The organism is Sandaracinobacteroides saxicola, from assembly GCF_014117445.1.
In the GTDB taxonomy this organism is placed as follows: domain Bacteria; phylum Pseudomonadota; class Alphaproteobacteria; order Sphingomonadales; family Sphingomonadaceae; genus Sandaracinobacteroides_A; species Sandaracinobacteroides_A saxicola.
Genome location: NZ_CP059851.1, coordinates 2,902,501 through 2,924,231, shown reverse-complemented (window position 1 = coordinate 2,924,231; position 21,731 = coordinate 2,902,501). Strand labels below are relative to the sequence as shown.

19 protein-coding genes, 1 tRNA gene and 1 rRNA gene (1 of these 21 running past the window's edge) are annotated in these 21,731 nt (G+C 66.2%); 15 read left to right on the top strand and 6 right to left on the bottom strand.

The window, feature by feature from the left end:
- The first annotated feature begins 58 nt into the window (after positions 1 to 58).
- The 4 genes from H3309_RS17405 to H3309_RS14625 all read left to right on the top strand — a co-directional run bounded on the left by H3309_RS17405 (position 59) and on the right by H3309_RS14625 (position 4,721).
- The gene (locus H3309_RS17405; RefSeq protein ID WP_243453755.1) at positions 59 to 1,324 is read left to right on the top strand and encodes a serine hydrolase domain-containing protein; all 1,266 of its coding nucleotides are present in this window, start codon (positions 59 to 61) and stop codon (positions 1,322 to 1,324) included.
- Entirely contained in the window at positions 1,321 to 1,989 is a 669-nt protein-coding gene (locus H3309_RS14640; RefSeq protein WP_243453754.1) for an SDR family NAD(P)-dependent oxidoreductase, read from the top strand. The genes H3309_RS17405 and H3309_RS14640 overlap by 4 nt, the downstream gene beginning before the upstream one ends.
- Positions 1,990 to 2,070: 81 nt before the next feature.
- A complete protein-coding gene (locus H3309_RS14635; RefSeq protein WP_182295530.1) occupies positions 2,071 to 2,988 on the top strand; it encodes a hypothetical protein in 918 nt (305 codons plus the stop codon).
- Complete coding sequence (locus tag H3309_RS14625) at positions 2,985 to 4,721, top strand: glycosyltransferase (protein ID WP_207791519.1); 1,737 nt, start codon at positions 2,985 to 2,987, stop codon at positions 4,719 to 4,721. Before H3309_RS14635 ends, H3309_RS14625 begins: the two co-directional genes overlap by 4 nt.
- Here the strand turns inward: H3309_RS14625 and H3309_RS14620 are convergent.
- Both H3309_RS14620 and H3309_RS14615 read right to left on the bottom strand, forming a co-directional pair.
- A complete protein-coding gene (locus tag H3309_RS14620) occupies positions 4,688 to 5,110 on the bottom strand; it encodes a vgr related protein (protein WP_398398713.1) in 423 nt (140 codons plus the stop codon). The genes H3309_RS14625 and H3309_RS14620 overlap by 34 nt on opposite strands.
- Positions 5,111 to 5,141: 31 nt before the next feature.
- A complete protein-coding gene (locus tag H3309_RS14615; protein WP_182295528.1) occupies positions 5,142 to 5,645 on the bottom strand; it encodes a copper chaperone PCu(A)C in 504 nt (167 codons plus the stop codon).
- A gap of 206 nt (positions 5,646 to 5,851) precedes the next feature.
- Here H3309_RS14615 and dnaK point away from each other — a divergent pair, with 206 nt between their 5' ends.
- Positions 5,852 to 7,744, top strand: coding sequence for a molecular chaperone DnaK (dnaK, locus tag H3309_RS14610; protein ID WP_182295526.1), 1,893 nt, complete (start codon positions 5,852 to 5,854; stop codon positions 7,742 to 7,744).
- Between the two features lie 103 nt (positions 7,745 to 7,847).
- On the top strand, positions 7,848 to 8,981 hold the full coding sequence (gene dnaJ, locus H3309_RS14605) for a molecular chaperone DnaJ (RefSeq protein ID WP_182295525.1): 1,134 nt from the start codon (positions 7,848 to 7,850) through the stop codon (positions 8,979 to 8,981).
- Positions 8,982 to 9,053: 72 nt separating this feature from the next.
- Here dnaJ and H3309_RS14600 read toward each other — a convergent pair whose 3' ends face one another.
- The 3 genes from H3309_RS14600 to H3309_RS14590 form a co-directional block, all read right to left on the bottom strand.
- Positions 9,054 to 9,365 (bottom strand): YciI family protein, encoded by a 312-nt coding sequence (locus H3309_RS14600; RefSeq protein ID WP_182295522.1) that lies wholly within the window; start codon positions 9,363 to 9,365, stop codon positions 9,054 to 9,056.
- Positions 9,366 to 9,589: 224 nt separating this feature from the next.
- The gene (locus H3309_RS14595; RefSeq protein ID WP_182295521.1) at positions 9,590 to 10,093 is read right to left on the bottom strand and encodes a CcdC protein domain-containing protein; all 504 of its coding nucleotides are present in this window, start codon (positions 10,091 to 10,093) and stop codon (positions 9,590 to 9,592) included.
- Positions 10,090 to 11,994 carry a M61 family metallopeptidase gene (locus H3309_RS14590; RefSeq protein ID WP_182295520.1) on the bottom strand — a complete coding sequence of 635 codons (1,905 nt, stop codon included), beginning with the start codon at positions 11,992 to 11,994 and terminating at the stop codon, positions 10,090 to 10,092. The genes H3309_RS14595 and H3309_RS14590 overlap by 4 nt, the downstream gene beginning before the upstream one ends.
- Before the next feature lie 99 nt (positions 11,995 to 12,093).
- On the opposite strand from H3309_RS14590, the gene hisS reads away from it, so the two are divergent.
- From hisS to H3309_RS14560, 6 genes are all read left to right on the top strand, one after another.
- Complete coding sequence (gene hisS / locus H3309_RS14585) at positions 12,094 to 13,362, top strand: histidine--tRNA ligase (protein ID WP_182295519.1); 1,269 nt, start codon at positions 12,094 to 12,096, stop codon at positions 13,360 to 13,362.
- A complete protein-coding gene (gene prfA, locus H3309_RS14580; protein WP_182295518.1) occupies positions 13,359 to 14,441 on the top strand; it encodes a peptide chain release factor 1 in 1,083 nt (360 codons plus the stop codon). The genes hisS and prfA overlap by 4 nt, the downstream gene beginning before the upstream one ends.
- Positions 14,438 to 15,277, top strand: coding sequence for a peptide chain release factor N(5)-glutamine methyltransferase (gene prmC / locus H3309_RS14575; RefSeq protein WP_182295517.1), 840 nt, complete (start codon positions 14,438 to 14,440; stop codon positions 15,275 to 15,277). Before prfA ends, prmC begins: the two co-directional genes overlap by 4 nt.
- 219 nt (positions 15,278 to 15,496) lie before the next feature.
- The gene (locus H3309_RS14570) at positions 15,497 to 16,336 is read left to right on the top strand and encodes a DUF4167 domain-containing protein (RefSeq protein WP_243453753.1); all 840 of its coding nucleotides are present in this window, start codon (positions 15,497 to 15,499) and stop codon (positions 16,334 to 16,336) included.
- On the top strand, positions 16,299 to 16,952 hold the full coding sequence (locus tag H3309_RS14565; protein ID WP_207791518.1) for a pyridoxamine 5'-phosphate oxidase family protein: 654 nt from the start codon (positions 16,299 to 16,301) through the stop codon (positions 16,950 to 16,952). The genes H3309_RS14570 and H3309_RS14565 overlap by 38 nt, the downstream gene beginning before the upstream one ends.
- A 173-nt stretch (positions 16,953 to 17,125) precedes the next feature.
- Positions 17,126 to 18,712, top strand: a complete 1,587-nt coding sequence (locus H3309_RS14560; RefSeq protein WP_182295514.1) for an OprO/OprP family phosphate-selective porin — start codon at positions 17,126 to 17,128, stop codon at positions 18,710 to 18,712.
- A 90-nt stretch (positions 18,713 to 18,802) separates the two neighbouring features.
- On the opposite strand, the gene H3309_RS14555 is transcribed toward H3309_RS14560, so the two are convergent.
- A complete protein-coding gene (locus tag H3309_RS14555) occupies positions 18,803 to 19,072 on the bottom strand; it encodes a hypothetical protein (RefSeq protein WP_182295512.1) in 270 nt (89 codons plus the stop codon).
- A 91-nt stretch (positions 19,073 to 19,163) separates the two neighbouring features.
- Here H3309_RS14555 and H3309_RS14550 point away from each other — a divergent pair, with 91 nt between their 5' ends.
- The 3 genes from H3309_RS14550 to H3309_RS14540 form a co-directional block, all read left to right on the top strand.
- The gene (locus H3309_RS14550) at positions 19,164 to 19,592 is read left to right on the top strand and encodes a CBS domain-containing protein (RefSeq protein WP_182295510.1); all 429 of its coding nucleotides are present in this window, start codon (positions 19,164 to 19,166) and stop codon (positions 19,590 to 19,592) included.
- Between the two features lie 461 nt (positions 19,593 to 20,053).
- Positions 20,054 to 21,538: ribosomal RNA gene (locus H3309_RS14545) — 16S ribosomal RNA — on the top strand.
- 133 nt (positions 21,539 to 21,671) lie between these two features.
- Positions 21,672 to 21,731: transfer RNA gene (locus H3309_RS14540), tRNA-Ile, on the top strand (it continues 17 nt past the right edge of the window).

The window sequence follows — 21,731 nt, the reverse complement described above, 5'->3', positions numbered from 1 at the left end:
CTTCCACAGGCTGCCCCGGCGCAACGCTGTGATAGGGCGGCGGCCAAGGAGAGTGCCGATGCTGCTTCGTGCCCTGATCGCCACATTGCTCGCGACGCCGGTGCTCGCCGCCCCCACCGTCGCCACCAATCCCCCGCTGGCCGCACCAACGCCGGAGACCGAGGCCGTCTATCTGCAACGCTTCCAGGCGATGGCCTCCAGCCGCAGCGGGGAGCTGCCCGCCTATGACCCGCTGGAGCCGGTGCCCGGCGCCGCGAAACCGACGCCGCTGCCGCGCGGCAGCGACGGCATCGATCCCGCCGCACTGAAGGCGGCGACCGACTATGCCGCCACGCAGAACAGCAGCAGCCTGTTGGTGCTGCACCGCGGCCGGCTGGTCGGCGAATATTATGCCCCCGGCCGCACCGCCGCCGACACCATCGTCAGCAAGTCGCTGGCAAAGCCGCTGACCGCGCTCGTCGTCGGTCGTGCGTTGATGCTGGGGAAGGTGAAGTCGCTCGACCAGCCCGTTGCCGACTTCATCACTGAATGGAAGGGCACGCCGAAGGCGGCGATCCTGGTCCGCCACCTGCTCGACATGCGCTCCGGCCTGTTGGCGCAGGGCTTCGAACCGACCCCGCAAAGCATCTGGAACCGCGCCTACCTGCATCCCAACCATGACCATGTCATGGTCAACGACTATCCGCTGACCGATCCGCCCGGCACGCGTTACGAGTATTCCAATGTCACCAGCGACTTGGTCGCGCTGCTGATCGAACGCGCCACCGGCCGTCGCTATGCGGAGTTCGTCTCCACGGAAATCCTGAAACCCATCGGTGCCGCCGGCGGCCAGGTCTGGCTGAACCGGCCCGGCGGCCTCGCGCACAGCGGCTGCTGCATCATGCTGCCACCCGAAAGCTGGGCCCGCATCGCCGTTTTGCTGGCGAACGATGGTTTCATTGGCAAAACGCGACTGCTTCCCGCCGGCTATGTCACCGCCATGCGCACGCCGACGAAGCAGAACCCTTGGTATGGCCTGGGCGTCTATGTCGCCGGCCCGTTCATCGAACGTCGCGGGTTCGCCAACCCCACCCGCCCCGGCCGCAAGGTGCTGCATGGCGAACCCTATCATGCCGCCGACCTGTTCCTGTTCGACGGCAACAGCAACCAGGCGGTGTGGATCGTCCCCAGCGAGCAGCTGGTGATCGTGCGCACCGGTGAATGGGGCAAGCGCGACGGTGCCGACGAGTGGGACAACAGCCGCATCCCCAACCTGATCATGGCCGGCATCACGCGCAAGCCGGGCGAGCAGGCGCCCCCGCCGCAACCGAGGGACGAGGATTGACCGCCTGGGCCATCGTCGGCGCATCGGGCGGGGTCGGTGGCGCGCTCGCCGATGTCATCGCGGCGACCGGTGCGCCTGTCGTGCGACTGTCGCGCCGCACCGGTCTCGACCTGACCGATGAGGGCAGCATCGCCGCCGCCTTCGCGCCCCTTGCCGACCTTGCTGGCGTCATCGTCGCCACCGGGCTGCTGCACCGCGAGGACCGCCAGCCCGAGCGCGACTGGCGGCAGCTCGACGCCGCCTGGATGGCGGAGAATTTCGCCATCAACACGATCGGGCCGGCGCTGGTCGCCAAACATGCGCTGCCGAAACTGCGGCGCGGCGACCCTTCCGTCTTCGCCGCGCTCTCCGCCCGGGTCGGCTCGATTGCGGACAATCGCCTGGGCGGCTGGCACAGCTATCGGGCCTCGAAGGTGGCGCTCAACATGCTGGTGCGCACGCTCGCCATCGAACTGGCGCGCAAGAACCCGGCCGCGGTCGCGGTCACGCTGCATCCGGGCACGGTCGACACCGGCCTGTCGAAACCCTTCCAGCGGAACGTCGCGCCGGAGAAACTCTTCACGCCGGCGCACAGCGCGGCGCAATTGTGGCGCGTGATCCAGGGCCTGACCCGAGAGGACAATGGCTTCGCGCTCGCTTGGGACGGGCAGCGCATCCCCTTCTGACCGCGAAACTGCCCCGATTGAGTCGCAATCCCCGCCTAGGTCCGCAGCATGACCGGGCCTCCGCCCGGATGGAACCGCTGCTTGACCCTTGCCACCGCCCCCCTGGCCCTCGACGCCGATGACAACCGCACGCCGAACTGGCAGCGGCTGCTCGGCTTCGCGCTGTCGGCCGGCGTCATCGGCTTCCTGTTCTACAGTGTCGGCCAGCTCGGCTGGGCAGCGATCGTCGCCGTGCTTCCCGCCAACCCGCTTTTCTACCTGCTGCTGGCGGCCGCCTATTTCACCCTGCCCTTCTCCGAGCTGCTGATCTTCCGCCGGCTCTGGAACATCGGCTGGCCGGCGTTCGGGGTGTTCGTCAAGAAGCGGGTGCTGAACGACGCCGTGTTCGGCTATTCCGGCGAGGCCTGGCTGTTCGTCTGGGCGCGCAACCGCGCCCGCCTGCGCGAATCGGCGCTGGCCGGCGTCAAGGATGTCGCCATCATGTCGGCGCTGGCCGGCAACCTCGCGACGCTACTGCTCGTGCTCGCCGCGCTCCCCTTCGCCCACAGCGCGCTGTTCCAGGCCGCCATCTCCGGCGACACGATGCGCGCCATCGCACTCGGCACCGCGCTGGTGATGGCGGTGTCCGTCGCGCTCGTCCTGTTCCGCAAGCGCGTCCTCAGCCTGTCGCCCGCGGACAACCGCTTCGCCTTCCTCGTCGCCTGCCTCCGCTTGGGGGCCGCCGGCGCGCTGGTGCTCGTCGCCTGGACGATGGCGCTCCCGGCGGTCAGCGTCGGTGTCTGGCTGCTGCTGGGTGCCATGCGCCTCATCATCAGCCGCCTGCCGCTCGTCCCCAACAAGGACCTGCTGTTCACCGGCCTCGCCGTGGCGCTCGCCGGTGCCGCGCAGCCGCAGGTGGCGGCGCTGCTGGCGGCGACCGCCGCCATGACCTTCGTCTTCCACGCGCTTGGTTACGCGCTCGTTCAGGGGGCTGAACTGTTGCGAAAGGCTCCCGCATGATCCGTGTTCCGCTTCTCCTGCTCGCTCTCCTTGGCGTCCCGGTCCAGGCCCAGGTGCTGGGCGAGGATGCCGACGCCTGCACCTCGGGCCGCGGCCCCGCCGTGCTGGTGCAGGTCGCCGGCCTGAAAAACCGCGAGGGCACCATCCGCGCCGAGCTGTTCCCGGCAACAAAAGAGGATTTCCTGAAGGACGACTATGTCCTGAAGCAGGAAGGCAAGCCCTTCCGCCGGGCCGAATTGCGCGTGCCGGCCTCGGGCAACATCAACCTCTGCCTGCGGGTGCCCGCCGCCGGCCGCTATGCCATCAACGTCGTGCACTCGACCGACGGCGTGCGGAAATTCAACTTCCGCCAGCATGGCGTCGGCTTCTCCAACAATCCGAAACTGGGATGGAGCCAGCCCGACGTGTCGAAGGTCACCGTCACCATCGGCACCGGCGTCACCGAGATTCCGGTCACCCTCAACTATCTGCGCGGTCTTGCCATGCGCCCGCTCGACCGTGTCGCCACCCCCCCCCACCCGCATGGCAGAAGGCCAGTAAGCATGAAGATCGTCGACGTCGCCGAATTCTACGCCCCCCTGGGGGGCGGCGTGAAAACCTACGTCGACCAGAAGATCGCGCTGGCGGCCTCGCATGGCCATGCCGTCACCGTGATCGCGCCGGGCCCGGAAAACCGCACGGAGGAGCGCGAGGGCGGCAAGGTGATCTGGGTGAAGGCCCCGGTCCTGCCGCTCGACAAGCGTTATCATGTGTTCTGGAATGCCGAGGATGTGCATCGCGTGCTCGATGCCGAGCAGCCCGATGTGCTGGAGGCCTCCTCTCCCTGGCGCGGCGCCTGGATCGCCGCCGGCTGGCGCGGCGATGCCAAGCGGGTCCTGTTCATGCACGCCGACCCGGTCGCCAGCTATCCACACCAGTGGCTGGGCGGCGCGCTGCGGCGGGACCAGATCGACCGGCTGTTCGGCTGGTTCTGGAACTATCTCCGCCGCCTCGCCAGCCGCTTCGATGAAGTGGTGGTCGGCGGCGACTGGCTCGCCCAGCGCCTGGCCGGGCAGGGCGTTGCGCAACCCCGCGTCGCCACCTTCGGCATCGACACGCGGCTGTTCTCGCCACGCAAGCGGTCGCCCGCGCTGCGCGCCGAATGGCTGGCGAAAACCGGCCTCGGTCCCGATGCCGCCCTGCTGCTGGGCATCGGCCGCCATCACCCCGAAAAACGCTGGCCGATGGTGATCGAGGCGGCGAACGCGGCACAGGCCAGCCGCCCCGTCGGCCTCCTGCTGGTGGGGGACGGCCTGTCCCGCACCGCGGTCGACCGGGCCGCGGCGAACGCCGCGCACGTCCATGTCGCCGGCCAGATCGGCGACCGCGCGCTCATCGCCCGCCTCCTCGCCTCCGCCGATGCGCTGATCCATGGGTGCAGCAGCGAGACCTTCGGACTGGTCGCGGCCGAGGCCCTGGCCAGCGGCACCCCGCTGATCGTCCCCAGTGTCGGCGGGTGCAGCGCGCTCGCCCACCCCGACTGGTCGGAAACCTATGAACCCGGCAGCCGTGCCGGGGCGACCGCCGCCATCAACCGGTTGCTGGCGCGCAACCCCGATGCCCTGCGCCACGCCGCCATCGCCGCCGGCCGCACCCGCGTGGCGCCGGCGGGGCGGCATTTCGATGCCCTGTTCGACATGTATGGCGAACTCGTCGGCGGTTATGGCTGGAAAAAGGGAATGATCGCGGCATAATCCGCCAGCGCCGGCCGCCCCGGCAGCCGCAGCCCCCGCGCCAGCATCCACGCCTCCCGCACCATCTCCGCCTGCTGCTCCAGCCCATAGGCGGCGAACGGCTTTCCCGGCACCAGCGGCAGGTAGCGATAGGGGGCCCAGGGCAGCCGCCGCCACAGCAGGTTGCCGCCGATCTGCACCTGCCACACATGCGTCATTTCATGGATGAAATGGCCTTCGCGGTCGATGTCGGTGGCGGCGAAATCGGCGCAGCAATTGTCGCCATTGGGGTGAAACCACAGGTCACCGTCCGGCGCCATCGTCACCCAGGCCGGCTGCCACATCCAGTATTTCTGTTGTCTGATCCGTACCGGTCCCGGATCGACGGCGGCGCCGAACACCCGCGCCACCAGCGCGCGCTCACCTTCCGTCAGTGGCCTCTCAATGATGGGCGTGCCCGGCCGGCTTGTCGCTGGCCCTGTCGGTGGCACTGCGCCCTTCGGCCATCAGCTCCAGCTTCGCGCCGCTGGCGAAGGCGAGCGTCAGCGGGATTTTCGCTCCCGGCTTCGCCCCGGCCTTCAGGTCGAACAGCATCAGATGGTTGCCGCCCGGCGCCAGCGTCAGCAGGCCGCCCCCGGGCAGCGCATAGCCGTCCACCTGCGCCATCCGCATGATGCCGCCCTCCATCGACATGGTGTGCAATTCGATGCGTCCGGCCAGCGGGCTCGTCACCTTCACCAGCCGGTCGTCCTTCGCGCCGCCGCGCAGCACGAGATAGCCGGCGCCCGGCCGCCCCGCCACCACCGGCAGCCGCACCCAGGCGCCGCTCTCCACGCCGATCGCGCCGCCGACGCTGGCAAAGGCGCCACGGCCGGACATCAAAGCTGCCAGCAGCAGCAATACCGAAAGGATGATCGCCCCCAAACCCAGACGTTTCGCCGCCATTCCGCACTCCATCGATGATGGCTGCCATCTGGGGAAGTGCGGTCGCGGCGTCCAGCCGGCAGACTGTCGCGGAGTCAGATTCTCCGCCGATACCATTGATGCGGCTCATGCCGCCCCTATATGTCGCAGGGCATGGTGGAGAAGCGGCAACGCCCCTCCACTGCATTCCATTGAACAAGCAAGACCAAAGACAAGAGGACTGGACTATGGCCAAGGTGATCGGGATCGATCTGGGAACGACCAACAGCTGCGTTGCCGTGATGGAAGGCGCAACCGCGAAGGTCATCGAAAATGCCGAGGGCGCGCGCACCACGCCCAGCCAGGTGGCCTTCGCCAAGGACGGCGAGCGGCTGGTGGGCCAGCCGGCAAAGCGCCAGGCGGTCACCAACCCGGAAAACACCATCTATGCGGTGAAGCGCCTGATCGGCCGGGGGTATAACGACCCGCTGACGCAGAAGGACGCGGCGCTGGTGCCCTACAAGATCGTCAAGGGCGGCAATGGCGACGCCTGGGTGCAGGCCGGCGGCACCGATTACAGCCCCAGCCAGATCAGCGCCTTCATCCTGCAGAAGATGAAGGAAACGGCCGAAAGCTATCTGGGCGAGAAGGTGACGCAGGCGGTCATCACCGTGCCGGCCTATTTCAACGACGCGCAGCGGCAGGCGACCAAGGACGCCGGCAAGATTGCCGGGCTGGATGTGCTGCGCATCATCAACGAGCCGACCGCGGCGGCGCTTGCCTATGGCCTCGACAAGAACGCCAATGCGAAGACCATCGCCGTCTATGACCTTGGCGGCGGCACTTTCGACGTCTCCATCCTGGAACTGGGTGATGGCGTGTTCGAGGTGAAATCCACCTCCGGCGACACCTTCCTGGGTGGCGAGGATTTCGACGCCAAGCTGGTGGAGTTTCTGGCGGCGGAGTTCCGCAAGGCGGAGGGCATCGACCTGACCAAGGACAAGCTGGCGTTGCAGCGGCTGAAGGAGGCCGCCGAGAAGGCGAAGATCGAGCTGTCGTCCAGCGCCAGCACCGAAGTGAACCTGCCCTTCATCACCGCAGACGCGACCGGGCCGAAGCATCTGGTGAAGACCATCAGCCGCGCCGACCTGGAAAAGCTGGTGATCGACCTCATCGAGCGCACCCGCAAGCCCTGTGTCGACGCGATGAACGAAGCGGGCGTGAAGGCGAGCGCCATCGACGAGGTGATCCTGGTTGGCGGCATGACCCGCATGCCGCGCGTGCGCCAGTTCGTGAAGGACATTTTCGGCAAGGAGCCCAACACCGGTGTGAACCCGGACGAGGTGGTCGCCATGGGCGCCGCCATCCAGGGCGGCGTGCTGGCCGGCGATGTCAAGGACGTGCTGCTGCTGGACGTGACCCCGCTGTCGCTGGGCATCGAGACGCTGGGCGGCGTGTTCACGCGCCTGATTGACCGCAACACGACCATCCCGACCAAGAAGTCGCAGACCTTCTCGACCGCGGATGACAACCAGAGCGCGGTGACGATCAGCGTCTTCCAGGGCGAGCGGGAAATGGCGCGCGACAACAAGTCGCTCGGCCAGTTCAACCTGGAGGGCATTCCGCCGGCACCACGCGGCGTGCCGCAGATCGAGGTGACGTTCGACATCGACGCCAACGGCATCGTCGCCGTGTCCGCCAAGGACAAGGGCACGGGCAAGGAACAGCGGATCAGCATCCAGCCCTCGGGCGGCCTGTCGAAGGACGACATCGAGAAGATGGTGAAGGAAGCCGAAGCCTTCGCCAGCGAGGACAAGGCCAAGCGCGAGGCGGCGGAAGCGCGCAACCAGGCCGACAGCCTGGTGCATGCCACCGAACGGCAATTGTCCGAACATGGCGACAAGGTCGACGCCGAGACGAAGGCCGGCATCGAAACCGCCATCGCCGAGATGAAGGCGGTGCTGGACAGCGGCGACGCGGCGGCGATCAACGCCAAGGCGCAGGCGCTGGGCCAGGTGGCGATGAAGCTGGGCGAGGCGGTCTATGCCGCCGAGCAGGCGAAGGCGGCCGAACCCACGGCGGCGAAAGCCGAAGATGTGGTTGACGCCGACTTCACCGAAGTGGACGACAGCAAGAAATGAGGGGTGCGGGGGGATCATCCCCCCGGCTTGGTTTGATGGCGCGTGTCCTTGACGAAAAACCGGTATCCACTTTTCCGGGACACGCGCGGGGGAACTGTCGTAGATGGTCACCGAAGTCGATTATTACGAACTGCTTGAATGCGAGCGCACCGCTGACGACAGCACGCTGAAAAGCGCCTATCGCAAGCTGGCGATGCGCTGGCACCCGGATCGCAACCCCGGCGACAAGGCGGCGGAGGCGCGCTTCAAGGCCATCGGCGAAGCCTATGAGGTGCTGAAGGATCCGCAGAAGCGCGCCGCTTACGACCGTTATGGCCATGCCGCCTTCCAGCAGAATGGCGGCGGTGGCTTCGGACAGGGCTTCGCCGGCGGCGGGTTCAGCGACATCTTCGAAAATATCTTCGGCGAATTCATGGGGGGTGGCCGCCAGCGGGGCGGGCCTCAACGGGGTGCCGACATCCGCTATGACCTGGAGGTCAGTTTCGACGACGCCTTCAACGGCGGCAGCGCCGACATCGCGTTTGATGTCGCGGCGCAGTGCGATGGCTGCAACGGCACCGGCGGCAAGCCGGGGGCCAAGGTACAGGCCTGCACCACCTGCGGCGGCCGCGGCCAGGTGCGGATGCAGAACGGCCTGTTCATCGTCGAACGCACCTGCCCGGGCTGCCATGGCAGCGGCCGCGTCATTTCGGACCCCTGCGACACCTGCCATGGCGAAGGCCGGGTGGAACGGCGCAAGACGCTGAACGTCAACATCCCCAAGGGTGTGGACGACGGCACGCGCATCCGGCTGGCGGGCGAGGGCGAGGCCGGCCCGCGCGGCGGCGGCCCCGGCGACCTTTACATCTTCGTTCACATGAAGCCGCACCCGATCTGGAAACGCGATGGCACCACGCTGTTCGCGCAGGTGCCCGTCAGCTTCGTCACCGCGACGCTGGGTGGCGACCTCAGCATTCCGGGTCTCGACAAGAAGCCGGTGGAGGTGCGGATTCCAGCGGGCACGCAGACCGGCAAGCAGTTCCGCGTGCGCGGGCGTGGCATGCCGGCGCTGAACGGCCATGGTTTCGGCGACCTGGTGGTGCAGGTCGAGCTGGAGACCCCCACCAAGCTCACCAGCCGGCAGAAGGAACTGCTGGAGGAGTTCCGCGCCATCGAAGGCGACGCCAACGGCAACTGTCCCAAATCGCACGGCTTCTGGGACCGGCTGAAAAATGCCTGGGATGATCTGACCGATTGAGGAATCGCCTAAGCCCTTGATTCAGGCTGTCACTTTTTGAGAAAAACCTTCCAAGTTTCGACGTCGCAACAATCAGGCACGCTTCCACGCCGCGCCGCCCACCCAATTTCCTGCCACCCCGCGAAATCGGGCATAGGTGACTGACCGCCAGATCGGCGCATGGCTGTAGGGATCGCCCGCCATCACCGCCTCCGCCTCGGCCAGTGTCGCCACATCCAGGATCAGCAGCGAACCCGTCACTCGGCCAGCCTCGTCCAGCAGCGGTCCGGCGACGGCATAATGCGCCATGTTCGCCTCGACATGCGCCAGGTGCGCCTGCAACAGCGTCGCGCGCTGTGTGACCGCCGCCGATCCCCCGTCATCCTGACAGATCACCATATACATGCCGGTTTTCCCTTGGATCTGTGCGTCGCCGACATGCCAATCCTTGGTATGCCAAGCGCGCCCGGTTGCGAATGACAGGGGTGGGGGGCATCAAGGTCTGGCTTTCGGCCCTCCAAACGAAAGCCGGGACGCATGAGCCCTCGCCTGCAAGCGCAGGGGACATGCAGTGGCGATGGTGTCGTTTTCCGACCCTGCGACACCATCGCCACCCCGATCCTGCGGCCTCAGCCGGCAACTGGCAAGGCGCGAATCCGCCGCCACAACATGACCCGCTGCGAAATGATCATCGCCAGCGCGAACAGCATCAGCGCATCGGTCATCGCCAGCGCGGCCGCTCCCGGATGGCCGCTGTCACCCGCCATCCACCGCAGGCCGTTGCGCACGGCGAACATGGCTAGGATCACCAGCAGCGCGGCGCGGGATGGCGCCATCATGACCGCCCCCGTCCCCGGGTCCCTCGACAGCGTCATCATCCGGCTGCGCCAGGTGCCAAAGGCGATGCCCCCTGCGATGCCCAGCAGCGCGATGGTGACCGTCAGAATGCTCGGTGCCGGATGCGGCTGAAACCACAGGCCCAGCAGGATCAGCGGCGTCACCAGCGCCGGCATGATCCACAACCGCTCCGCATGCACCCGCCGGTGCCGGCGTGACCGGATCAGGATGACGATGACGACAATGACCGGGATTGCCAGCGGCAGGATCGCCTGCGGCGTCAGCTCAAGCGTCACGGTCGTGGTTCCAGCAGGCGGTCGAGGCTGCCGTCGCTGGCGCTCAGCCTTTCCAGCCGCGGATAGCGCAGGCCGCCGGTCCAGTTGAGGGTTACGGCACGCATCCGGTCGCCCGCCTTGACCAGCAGCTTCACCGGGGCCTTGAGCGCAATGGCGGCTTTAAGGCCGTCATCGGTATAGGGCCGGTCATCCACCCCGATCAGCTCGTCGGACACGGTCAGCCCGGCATCGAACGCCGCGCTGCCCCAGATCACCTGGGACAATTTCCCCGCCGCGCCCACCACCAGGCCGCCGGAAAAGCTGAGGTCATTGACCTTCGCCGACTTCATCGCGTCCTTCTGGAAGGGCGTCGGGTTTTCGCCATAGGTCAGGCGATAACCCGCCAGCGTGAACCCGGCGAGCGGCGCGCTGCTCGCCTTTTCGGTCAGGCGGCGTGTCAGCAGCCCGCGCCAGTCCCAGGGGTGGACGCCGTTCAGCGTCTTCACCACATCGTCGAACTGGTAGGTGACCACTCCCCAGTCGCCTTCCCGCCCGGCGAAGAAGGCGCGGGCGAAATCGTCCATGCCCTTTCGGCCGCCGGTCTCGCGCCGCAGGATGGCATCCACCTCCAGCCAGATCAGCATCCCCTCATTATAATAGTCCTCGCTGCGCTGCTGGCTCAGCCAGCCCTTGGGCGCGCGCGGGGTGATGATCGGATCGTTGGTGGTATCGTCCAGGCTGCGCCAGGCGCGGGCCGGGCGGTTGTCGAGCGTGGCCGCGATGGTCGCCAGCGCGTCCAGCGTGTCCTGCTTGCTGAACAGGCCGCTGCGGGCGCCCAGGACATAGCCCCAGAATTGTGTCTGCCCCTCATAAACCCACATCAGGCTGTTGCGCATCGGCGTGCGGAAATCCGCCGTGAACAGGTCGGCGCCGCGCCGGTATTTACCGTTCCAGGCATGAACGAACTCGTGCGGCAGCAGGTTTCGCCGCCCGGGGCCGGCATCCCACTCAGTGAAATAGCCGGGGTTGACGCCATTCTCGCTGCTGCGGTGGTGCTCCAGGCCGATGCCGCCCATCGTGTCGGTCAGCGCCAGCAGGAAATCATAACGGTCGAACGGGCGGCTGCCGAACAGCTTGATCGCCTGTGATACCAGCCTTTGGTGCGCCTCGACATGCAGGGGTGCGATTTTCAGGAACCGCTCGTCATCGGCCACGATGTTCAGGCTGACATTCTGGCCGAGGTCGATTTTGCGGAACCAACGGCCGGCGAAAAAGGGACTGTCCACCAGCGTCTCGAAGCTTACGGGCGCATAGCTGATGGTGGTGCCGCTGCGGCTCGTTTCCCGCAGCGCGCCGGCGGCCTGCCACCCCTCGGGCCAGGTGACGCTCAGCTGGACGGGAATGCGGCGGGTGAACCAGCCGGCGGGATAGAGCGCGACGCTGTTCGGCTGCAGGTTCATCATGTCGCTGGTGACGACGATGCGGCCCTGGTCGGCCGACGTCGCCGACAGGAACTGGAAGCTGACATCGAGCATGCCGACCCCGGCGGGGACATCGACGGTGAAGGCGTACATGTCCACCGGGTCGCGTTCCCAGCGCAGCGTCTTGCCGCCGGCGCTGATCGTCAGGCCGGCCAGCTTCTCGATCTGGCCGCGCGGCGCGTGGTTGCCGGGCAGCCATTTGGGATAGAGCAGCGTGAAGGGGCCGGGCGCGGGAACCGGAATGCGCTGAGTGACGCGGAAGATGCCGCGGGCGGTATCGGTGGCGTCCACCGCCAGCGTCATTGTGCCGGGATAGGGGATGTCGCGTGGTGCCGGGATCGCATCGACGATGGGCAGCGGTTGCGGCGCGCTGAGCTCGGCGGCGTTCGCGGCGGATGCGGTGAGGGCAAGGCTTACCAGAAATGCGAGGGGGTGCAGCATGGATTGAGACTTGCCAGTTGCATGCCTATGGTCAAGCCCGGCTTGCCTTACAGACCGTCTGGTGGCGGCAGCCGCGCGAAGCAATGGTTAAGGGATGCAATGGCCAGACGTGAGACCCCACGCCCGATCCGCGGGACCCAGAGTTTGCGTGGCGAGGAGGCCGAGCGGTTCAACCATGTGGTGCAGACCTTCGACCGCGTGCGGCGGCTCTATGGTTTCGGCCGGGTCGAGGTGCCGGTGTTCGAGGCGACCGCGGTGTTCGCGCGCAGCCTGGGCGAGACCACCGATGTCGTGTCGAAGGAAATGTATTCGTTCGAGGATCGTGGCGGCGATTCGCTGACGCTGCGGCCGGAGTTCACCGCGGGCATCGCGCGCGCCTACCTGACCGAGGGCTGGCAGCAATATGCGCCGCTGAAGGTGGCGACGCACGGCCCGCTGTTCCGCTATGAGCGGCCGCAGAAGGGCCGGTTCCGGCAGTTCCACCAGCTGGATGCCGAGGTGATCGGTGCGGCGGAACCGGCGGCGGACGTGGAGCTGCTGTGCTTTGCCGACCAGTTGCTGCGCGAGCTGAAGGTCGAGGGCGTGACGCTGAAACTGAACACGCTGGGCGATGGCGAAAGCCGTGAAGCCTGGCGGGCGGCGCTGGTGGCGCATTTCGAGGCCTATCGCGGCGACTTGTCGGAGGACAGCCTGCGCCGGCTGGAAAAGAATCCGATGCGGATCCTCGACAGCAAGGACCCGCGCGACCGGCCGGCGGCGGACAGCGCGCCGAAGATGATGCTGAGCGGGGCGGCGCAGGATTTCTTCGGCAAGGTGCGCGAGGGGCTGTACGCCGCGGGCGTGGCCTATGAACTGGCGCCGCACCTGGTGCGGGGGCTGGATTATTACCGGCACACCGCGTTCGAATTCGTCACCGACCGGCTGGGCGCACAGGGTACGGTGCTGGGCGGCGGCCGCTATGACGGGCTGATCGAGACGCTGGGCGGACCGGCGACACCGGCGGTGGGCTGGGCAGCGGGGATCGAGCGGCTGGCAATGCTGGCTGGCGAAGCGTTACGGAACGATTGGCTCCTAGCGGTTATTCCTAACACATGCGAGCAAGCTGAACAGGCGGCGGCGATCCGGCAATCGTTAAGGAACAACGGCATAGGCGTCTTGGAAACTTTTGCATCGACATCCAAGAGGCAGAAGGAGCAGGCCCTTAAGGCGAAAGTAGATGGGCTGCTGTATGTTCGCGGTGAAGGACATGATGACTATGGTCCGGTTGTCCCACTCTTTCTTGTTAGCGACACCATCCGCGGCCAGGAAGCTCTTCTGCGGCTTCAACTGGCGTTGCCAGCTGGCAATACTGCGATCGCGACGGCATGACCACGATCTCCGACCATCGGCTGCGCCAGATCGCCGACCGTTTCGCCGCGCTGGATGCCGAGTTGGGCAATCCGGCCTTGCAGCCGTCGCGGGTGGTGCAGCTGTCGCGGGATCGGGCGGAGCTGGCGCCGGTGGCGGAGGCCGCGGCGGCGTTGGTGAAAATGCGCGGCGAGCTGGCCGAGCTGGCGGCGATGGCCGAGGATGCGGACGCCGATGCCGACATGCGAGCGCTCGCGAACGAGGAACTGCATGCGCTGAAGGCGGCGCTGCCGGGGGCGGAGCGGGACCTGGCGCTGAAGCTGCTGCCGAGAGACGCCGCGGACAGCCGGTCCGCCATCCTGGAAATCCGCGCCGGCACCGGCGGCGATGAGGCAGCACTGTTCGCGGGCGACCTTTATCGCATGTATGAACGCTATGCCGCCGCGCGCGGCTGGCGGGTGGAGCCGATGAGCGCGAGCGCCGCGGAGCTGGGCGGCTACAAGGAGATCATCGCCAGCGTCACCGGCGAAGGCGTGTTCGCGCGGCTGAAGTTCGAAAGTGGCGTGCACCGCGTGCAGCGGGTGCCGGCGACCGAGGCGCAGGGGCGCATCCATACCAGCGCGGCGACGGTGGCGGTGCTCCCGGAGGCGGAGGAGGTGGATGTGCAGATCGACGAGAAGGATCTGCGCATCGATGTGTTCCGCTCCTCGGGCCCGGGCGGGCAATCGGTGAACACCACCGACAGCGCGGTCAGGATCACCCACCTGCCGAGCGGCCTGGTGGTGAGCCAGCAGGACGAGAAATCGCAGCACAAGAACAAGGCGAAAGCGCTGAAGGTGCTGCGGGCGAGGCTCTATGAGCTGGAGCGGGCGAAGCTGGCGGACGCGCGCTCCGCTGATCGGAAGAGCAAGGTCGGAAGCGGCGACCGCAGCGAGCGCATCCGCACCTATAATTTCCCGCAGGGGCGCATTACCGACCATCGCATCAACCTGACGCTGCACCGCCTGCCCGGCGTGCTGGAGGGCGACCTGGACGAGCTGGTGGGCGCGCTGATCGCGGAAGACGAGGCGGAGCGGCTGCTGGCGCTGGACGCGGAATGAACAGGGGCACAGCCGCGCTGCTGCGGGCGGCGGCGGCGCGGTTCACCAGTGAAACGCCGTTGCTGGATGCGGAACTGCTGCTTGCCCATGCGCTGGGTATCGACCGGTTGCAGCTGTTGACAGCGGAGGTCGTTCCCGATGCGGCACAGCGCGCGGCGTTCGAGGCGCTGGCGGCGCGTCGTGCCGCGCATGAGCCGGTTGCCTATATATGCGGACGGCGGGGATTCTGGACGTTGGACCTGGCGGTGACACCCGCGGTGCTGATCCCGCGGCCGGACAGCGAAACGCTGATCGAGGCGGCCATCCACGCGTGCGCGGTTCCGCCGGCGCGCATCCTGGATCTGGGCACCGGCAGCGGCGCACTGCTGCTGGCGGCCTTGTCGGTGTGGCCGAATGCGACCGGGCTGGGCGTGGATGCAAGCGAAGCGGCGTTGGCGGTGGCACGGGCGAACGCGACGCACAACGGGCTGGAGGCGCGCGCACGGTTCATCATCAGCGACTGGGGCTTTGGTTTGCGGGAGCGGTTCGACCTCATCCTCTGCAACCCACCCTATGTCGAGACAGGCGCGGTGCTGCCGCCGGAGGTGGCCGCGTTCGAGCCGGCGTCGGCGCTGTTCGCCGGCCGCGACGGGCTGGACGCCTATGCCCGGATCATTCCCGACCTGCCACGCCTGCTGGCACCGGATGGCGTTGCCGTGCTGGAGTTGGGGGCCGGGCAGGCGACGGCAGTCATCGCGATGGCGCCCGGCCTGTCAGCAGCGTTGCGCCATGATCTTGGCGGGCATGCGCGCGCGCTGGTGCTGCGCCCCCTTGGCAAGGGCGCAAACAGCGGCTAGGACGGATGCGCCGGGGCAGATATCGACAGATGGGTCGCCGGTAACCGGGATTTCGCACATCCTCTGGCACGGGCCACCGCCTTGTTGGGCAAGGCCCCTGCGGCGCGTCGCGCATGGACGCATCCCCGGTCAATCTGGTTCAAGGAAACGGATTTGATGCAGAATCGGCAGAATGGGCGCAGGCGGAGCCGCGGAGGGGGTGGCAACAACCCGCGCCCGATGGGGCAACCCAGCGCCAACCGCATGGAAGTGCGCGTGCGGGGCAACGCCAACCAGTTGCTGGACAAATATCGCCAGATGGCGCGCGACGCGCATCAGGCCGGCGACCGGGTGGCGGCGGAATATTATCTTCAGCATGCCGACCATTATTTCCGCGTGCTCAATGACGGCCGCATCCGGCAGGAGGAGATGCGCGCGCGCCGCAACATCTTCGATCCGCTGGACGAGGAGGTCGAGGGCGAGGATGACGAGGCGGACGACAGCGCCGACGAGAGCCGCGATGATGGTGACGAGGGCGATGACGGCCGCCGCGACGGCAACCGTGAAGTCGCGCGTGACGGTAACCGCGACCGGGACGGCAACAGGGAACGTCGGCGTTTCGACAATGGCGCACCGAACGGACGCGATCGGGACGGCAACCGCGACAATCGCAACCGGCGCGACCGGGATGGCAACCGGGACGGCAATCGCGAAGGCAACCGCGACAATCGGGAACCGCGCGCGGCGCGGGATGATGAGCGGCGCGAAACGTTCCAGCGGGAGGAACCGCGCCGGGATGACCGGCGCGATGAACGGCGGGAGGAGCCACGCCGCAGTGATCGGCGGGAGGAGGCGCGTCGCGACGAAGGGCGCCGGGATGACCGGCGCGACCGTTTGGCGGTGAGCGACGGCGAGGCGGCGCTGGTGGCCTTTGGTGGCCCGATCAGCCGGCCGGAGCCGGCGGAGCCGGTGCCGGTCGAGGCGGTGGCCGAGGCGCCCAAGAAGCGAGGCCGGCCGCGCAAGAGCGATGCGGCGAAAGCGGATGCGAAGACCGGTGGGGCGCTTCCTGTCGAAGCCTGAGATCATGCTATCGCAGGCGGATTTCACCGACCATGCGACGGTGGCGACGCTGCTGTGGCGATTGTTGCGTGAGGCCGCTGGCGACCGCCGTTCCCCCTGGCATGTGCCAGTGGTGGCGACGGTGGGGCTGGACGGCGCCCCAGAGGCAAGGGTGATGGTGCTGCGGGCGGCGGACGAGGCTGGTCGGACATTGCGCCTGCACAGTGACAGCCGCAGCGCGAAGGTCCGCGAGCTTGCGGCGAATCCCGCGGTCAGCCTGCTTTGCTATGATGCACCGCTGCGTTTGCAGCTGCGGCTTCGCGGCCGCGCATGGTATGAGGCGGCATCGCCGGTGGCGGATGCGGCCTGGTCCGCCACCCGGCCGTTCAGTCGCCGCTGTTACATGGCCCCCGACGCACCGGGTGCCGAGACTCCGCTGCCCGCGTCCGGCCTGCCGACCGGTCTCGACGAGCGCGAACCGGGTCTTGCCGAAAGCGAGGCCGGCAGGGGGGCATTCGGCGTGATGCTGGTGGCGGTGGACAGCCTGGAATGGCTGTTCCTGGCCCATGCGGGGCACCGGCGCGGCCGACTCGACTGGGATGGTGGGCACTGGCGGGGGCGCTGGTTGCTGCCCTGACTGTGCCCGTGGGGACACAGTTGCCGGCAGGATGGCAGGCGATCGGACGATCGGGGTGCTTGTCATAAATACGTAACTTTGAAGTCTCCAAACCGTCATTCCTCCCGACTAACCGCTTGCCTCGCCTGCCGATGGCATTCGGCGGCGCTATTTCCATGTCAGGGGGTTTCCCAATGAAAACGCGTTCCATCCGGACTTTCGGCCTGCTGCTGCTCAGCGCGACCGCGCTCTCGGCGGTTGCCACGGCGCCGGTGCTCGCCGCGCCGAAGAAGAAGCCGGCCGCCACCAAGAAGGCCGCCCGTCCCTCGGCCGAAGCGGAGCTTCGCGCGCTGATCGCCGCGCAGCAGGCGAAAATCGATGAGCTGAACGCCAGGGTGACGGCGATGAGCGCGGCCCCGGCGCCCGCGCCCGCACCGGCGGCGGACGAGGAGGCGGCGGCGAACGCCGAATTCCTGAGCGCGCAGGTCGATGCCCTGCAGGCGCAGCTGGATGCGGTCAAGAAGACGACCACGCAGATCACCCCGGCTTTTGCCGGCGCGCCGCGCTTCCGCGGGACCGACTGGGCGTTCAAGGTGCGCGGCACGGTGCAGTTCGACGCCGGCTATACCAGCAACCCTGGGAACCTGATCAATACGCCGAACCTCGGCTTCACCTCGCGAGCGCGGCGGCTTCTGCTGGGGGCCGAAGGCGAGCTGCCGGGCGGTTTCCGCTACAATGCTGAGTTCAATTTCGCTGGCAATGCCGTCGACTATGAGGATGTCGTGCTGTCCTATGAGCCCGCCGGCCGGCCCTTCTCGATCACGATCGGGCATCAATGGCCGCTGTCCAGCCTGGAGACGATGACCAGCAACCGCTTCACCTCCTTCCTGGAACGGGGGCAGGTCCATGAGGCGTGGGGGATCAGCCGCCGGATCGGGGTGAATTTCGGCCTGGTGAACAAGGCGGGCGACATGCGCCTAAACCTGGGTCTTTTCGGGCAGCCGATCAGCGGCAATCCGCAGAGCTTCCAGAACACCGGTTGGCAGTTCTCGGCGCGCGCCACCTACTCGCCGATGTGGTTCGGCGGCCAGTTCCACCTGGGCGCCAACTATCAGCATCGCGAATTCCAGCAGAATGGTCTTGGCGTGAACTATCAGAGCCGGCCGGTGACGCAGCTGACCGACCAGCGGTTCGTGTCCACCGGGAACATCGCCGGCAAGGCCGATGACATCGTCGGCGTGGAGTTCGGCGCCATCTTCCAGGCGCTGCACTTCGCCGCCGAGGGGCAGATCGCGAAGATCGACGGCTTCCGCCCGGGCACCCTTCTGCCGCCGGGTTCGGTGGCGCTGGGAACCTTTCTGGCCAGCAATCCCGGCTTCACGACGGCCTACGGTGAAGTGGGTTACTTCTTCACGGGTGAGACCCGCGGCTACCGCAATGGCCGCTGGGATCGTACGCGGGTTCTGAACCCCTTCGACAAGGGCGGCTGGGGCGCGTTGCAGGGCAATGTCCGGGTCGACTATGTCGATCTGAAGGACAATGTCGGCGGCACTGGCACCGGCGTGGTGAACGGCGTGCTGAACGGGGGCTCGCAAACCGCCTATCAGGCCAGCGTGATCTGGATCCCGATCGATTATGTGCGCTTCATGCTGCAATATGCGCATGTGAATGTGGAAGGTGGTCCGCTGGCGGGCACGGTGGTGCCGTTTGGCAGCGAACCGCTGACCGGCCGTCGTTACTCGTCCGACTCGATCGGGCTGCGCGCCACGCTCGACTTCTGATCGCGGCCCGCGGAACAGGGGGGGAGCGGCGGTGCGATTCCGTCGCTCCCTTCCCGCTGTTCTGTGCACGATGTGGCCTGTGTGGCGGTCTCAGTCGTCCTGACCGACCTGTTTGTCCGCGCCCGAGGCGTTGGAGAAGAACACCAGCCCCATCAGGACGGCTGCCAGCATCAGCGACGCAACGATGCCCAGCGCCACGGCGATCAGGAAGTGCGCGCGCATCGGGGTGCCGCTGCCCGACAACCAGGCATAGGCGGCCGCGACGACGAGCAGGCTGAAGGCGAACATCCACAGCATCAGCCGCCGGAACCGGCGCCGCGCCTGCGCCAGCGGCGATGGAAGGTCGGGGCCGTTCGTCATGGGCTTTTCAAAGCGCCGCTTTTGCGCGACATTCAAGCCATGCGGCAATCCGCGCGGCTGACGCGGGCCGCCTCTGGCTGGGGAGACGCAGATGACGATCGCGGCAATTTTGCGGGGAAAGGGCAGCGCGGTCGCGCATGTCTCGCCTGATACCGGCGTGGCGGACATCGTGGCGATGCTGAATGAGCGCCGGATCGGCGCCGTGCTGGTGGTCGAATCGGGGCATGTGGTGGGCGTGGTATCCGAACGCGACGTGGTGCGCGGTCTGGCGACGCGCGGCGCCGCGGTGCTGGCGGAGCGTGCCGCGACGATCATGACGGCGCCGGTGATCACCATCGCGCCCGACGAATCGGTGGTGAGCGCGATGGAGCTGATGACCGATCGGCGAATCCGGCATCTTCCCGTGGTGGAGGCAGATTCGCTGGTGGGGCTGGTTTCGATCGGGGATCTGGTGAAGCGGCGGATCGAGCAGGCCGAGCAGGAAGCGCTGGCGCTGAAAGATTATATCAGCGCGGGTTGAAAAAGACGGAAAATTACGCCATATGAGTGTTTCGGCTTGGTTCCTGCGGCACGGCGAAAAAATCGCAAGCCTTTGGAAAAAAGCTGTTGACGGGTGTGGGTCGCGGCGTCATATGCCGCCTCCGCAGCCAACGACGGGTCGCCAAGTTCTTCGGAACGACGCGGTTCGGTTGGCATCCCTTTCAAGCCTAGCGGTTTGACCGGTCACTTGAAAAAGACCGGTAGGGATTGCGTCGCTCTTTCTCATTGTCGGTTTATATGAAGGGACATGTGGACGGCGGTCCCGGCCCCCAGAGCTTCAAGGTCTGGATGGTCGGTCAAACCAAGCTGTCTATATGTCTAACGCAATACGCTTGTGCCGGTTTATACCGGTGAATAAGTCAGTAAAACGTTGTGCAGAGTAGACAAGCTCCTTGAACAGGGTTGTCGGTCGGGTTTTCCCCTGGCTGATGATCTGGTCAAAAACTTGAGAGTTTGATCCTGGCTCAGAACGAACGCTGGCGGCATGCCTAACACATGCAAGTCGAACGAAGGCTTCGGCCTTAGTGGCGCACGGGTGCGTAACGCGTGGGAATCTGCCCTTTGGTTCGGAATAACAGTTAGAAATGACTGCTAATACCGAATGATGTCGCAAGACCAAAGATTTATCGCCAGAGGATGAGCCCGCGTAGGATTAGCTAGTTGGTGGGGTAAAGGCCTACCAAGGCGACGATCCTTAGCTGGTCTGAGAGGATGATCAGCCACACTGGGACTGAGACACGGCCCAGACTCCTACGGGAGGCAGCAGTGGGGAATATTGGACAATGGGCGAAAGCCTGATCCAGCAATGCCGCGTGAGTGAAGAAGGCCTTCGGGTTGTAAAGCTCTTTTACCCGGGAAGATAATGACTGTACCGGGAGAATAAGCCCCGGCTAACTCCGTGCCAGCAGCCGCGGTAATACGGAGGGGGCTAGCGTTGTTCGGAATTACTGGGCGTAAAGCGCACGTAGGCGGCTTGACAAGTCAGAGGTGAAAGCCCGGGGCTCAACTCCGGAATTGCCTTTGAAACTGTCTCGCTTGATCATGGGAGAGGTGAGTGGAATTCCGAGTGTAGAGGTGAAATTCGTAGATATTCGGAAGAACACCAGTGGCGAAGGCGGCTCACTGGACCATTGATGACGCTGAGGTGCGAAAGCGTGGGGAGCAAACAGGATTAGATACCCTGGTAGTCCACGCCGTAAACGATGACAACTAGCTGTTGGGACTCTTAGAGTTTCAGTGGCGCAGCTAACGCATTAAGTTGTCCGCCTGGGGAGTACGGCCGCAAGGTTAAAACTCAAAGGAATTGACGGGGGCCTGCACAAGCGGTGGAGCATGTGGTTTAATTCGAAGCAACGCGCAGAACCTTACCAACGTTTGACATGGTAGGACGATTTCCAGAGATGGATCTCTCCCTTCGGGGCCTACACACAGGTGCTGCATGGCTGTCGTCAGCTCGTGTCGTGAGATGTTGGGTTAAGTCCCGCAACGAGCGCAACCCTCGTCCTTAGTTGCCACCATTCAGTTGGGCACTCTAAGGAAACTGCCGGTGATAAGCCGGAGGAAGGTGGGGATGACGTCAAGTCCTCATGGCCCTTACGCGTTGGGCTACACACGTGCTACAATGGCGGTGACAGTGGGCTGCAAACCCGCAAGGGTGAGCTAATCTCCAAAAGCCGTCTCAGTTCGGATTGCACTCTGCAACTCGAGTGCATGAAGGCGGAATCGCTAGTAATCGCGGATCAGCATGCCGCGGTGAATACGTTCCCAGGCCTTGTACACACCGCCCGTCACACCATGGGAGTTGGATTGACCCGAAGGCTGTGGGCTAACCCGCAAGGGAGGCAGCAGACCACGGTCGGTTCAGCGACTGGGGTGAAGTCGTAACAAGGTAGCCGTAGGGGAACCTGCGGCTGGATCACCTCCTTTCTAAGGATGTGATGGATCAACCGCTGCCTTGGCAGCATCATGGTTTCCATCGCTTCTAAAGAACATTGCCGCCGTCCTCATGTCCCTTCATCCTGAAACAGCTGCGCAGGCCCTTGCCGCGTGGCGAGAGCTTGGGCTGGTAGCTCAGTTGGTTAGAGCACACGCTTGATAAGCGTGGGGTCGGAGGTTCAAG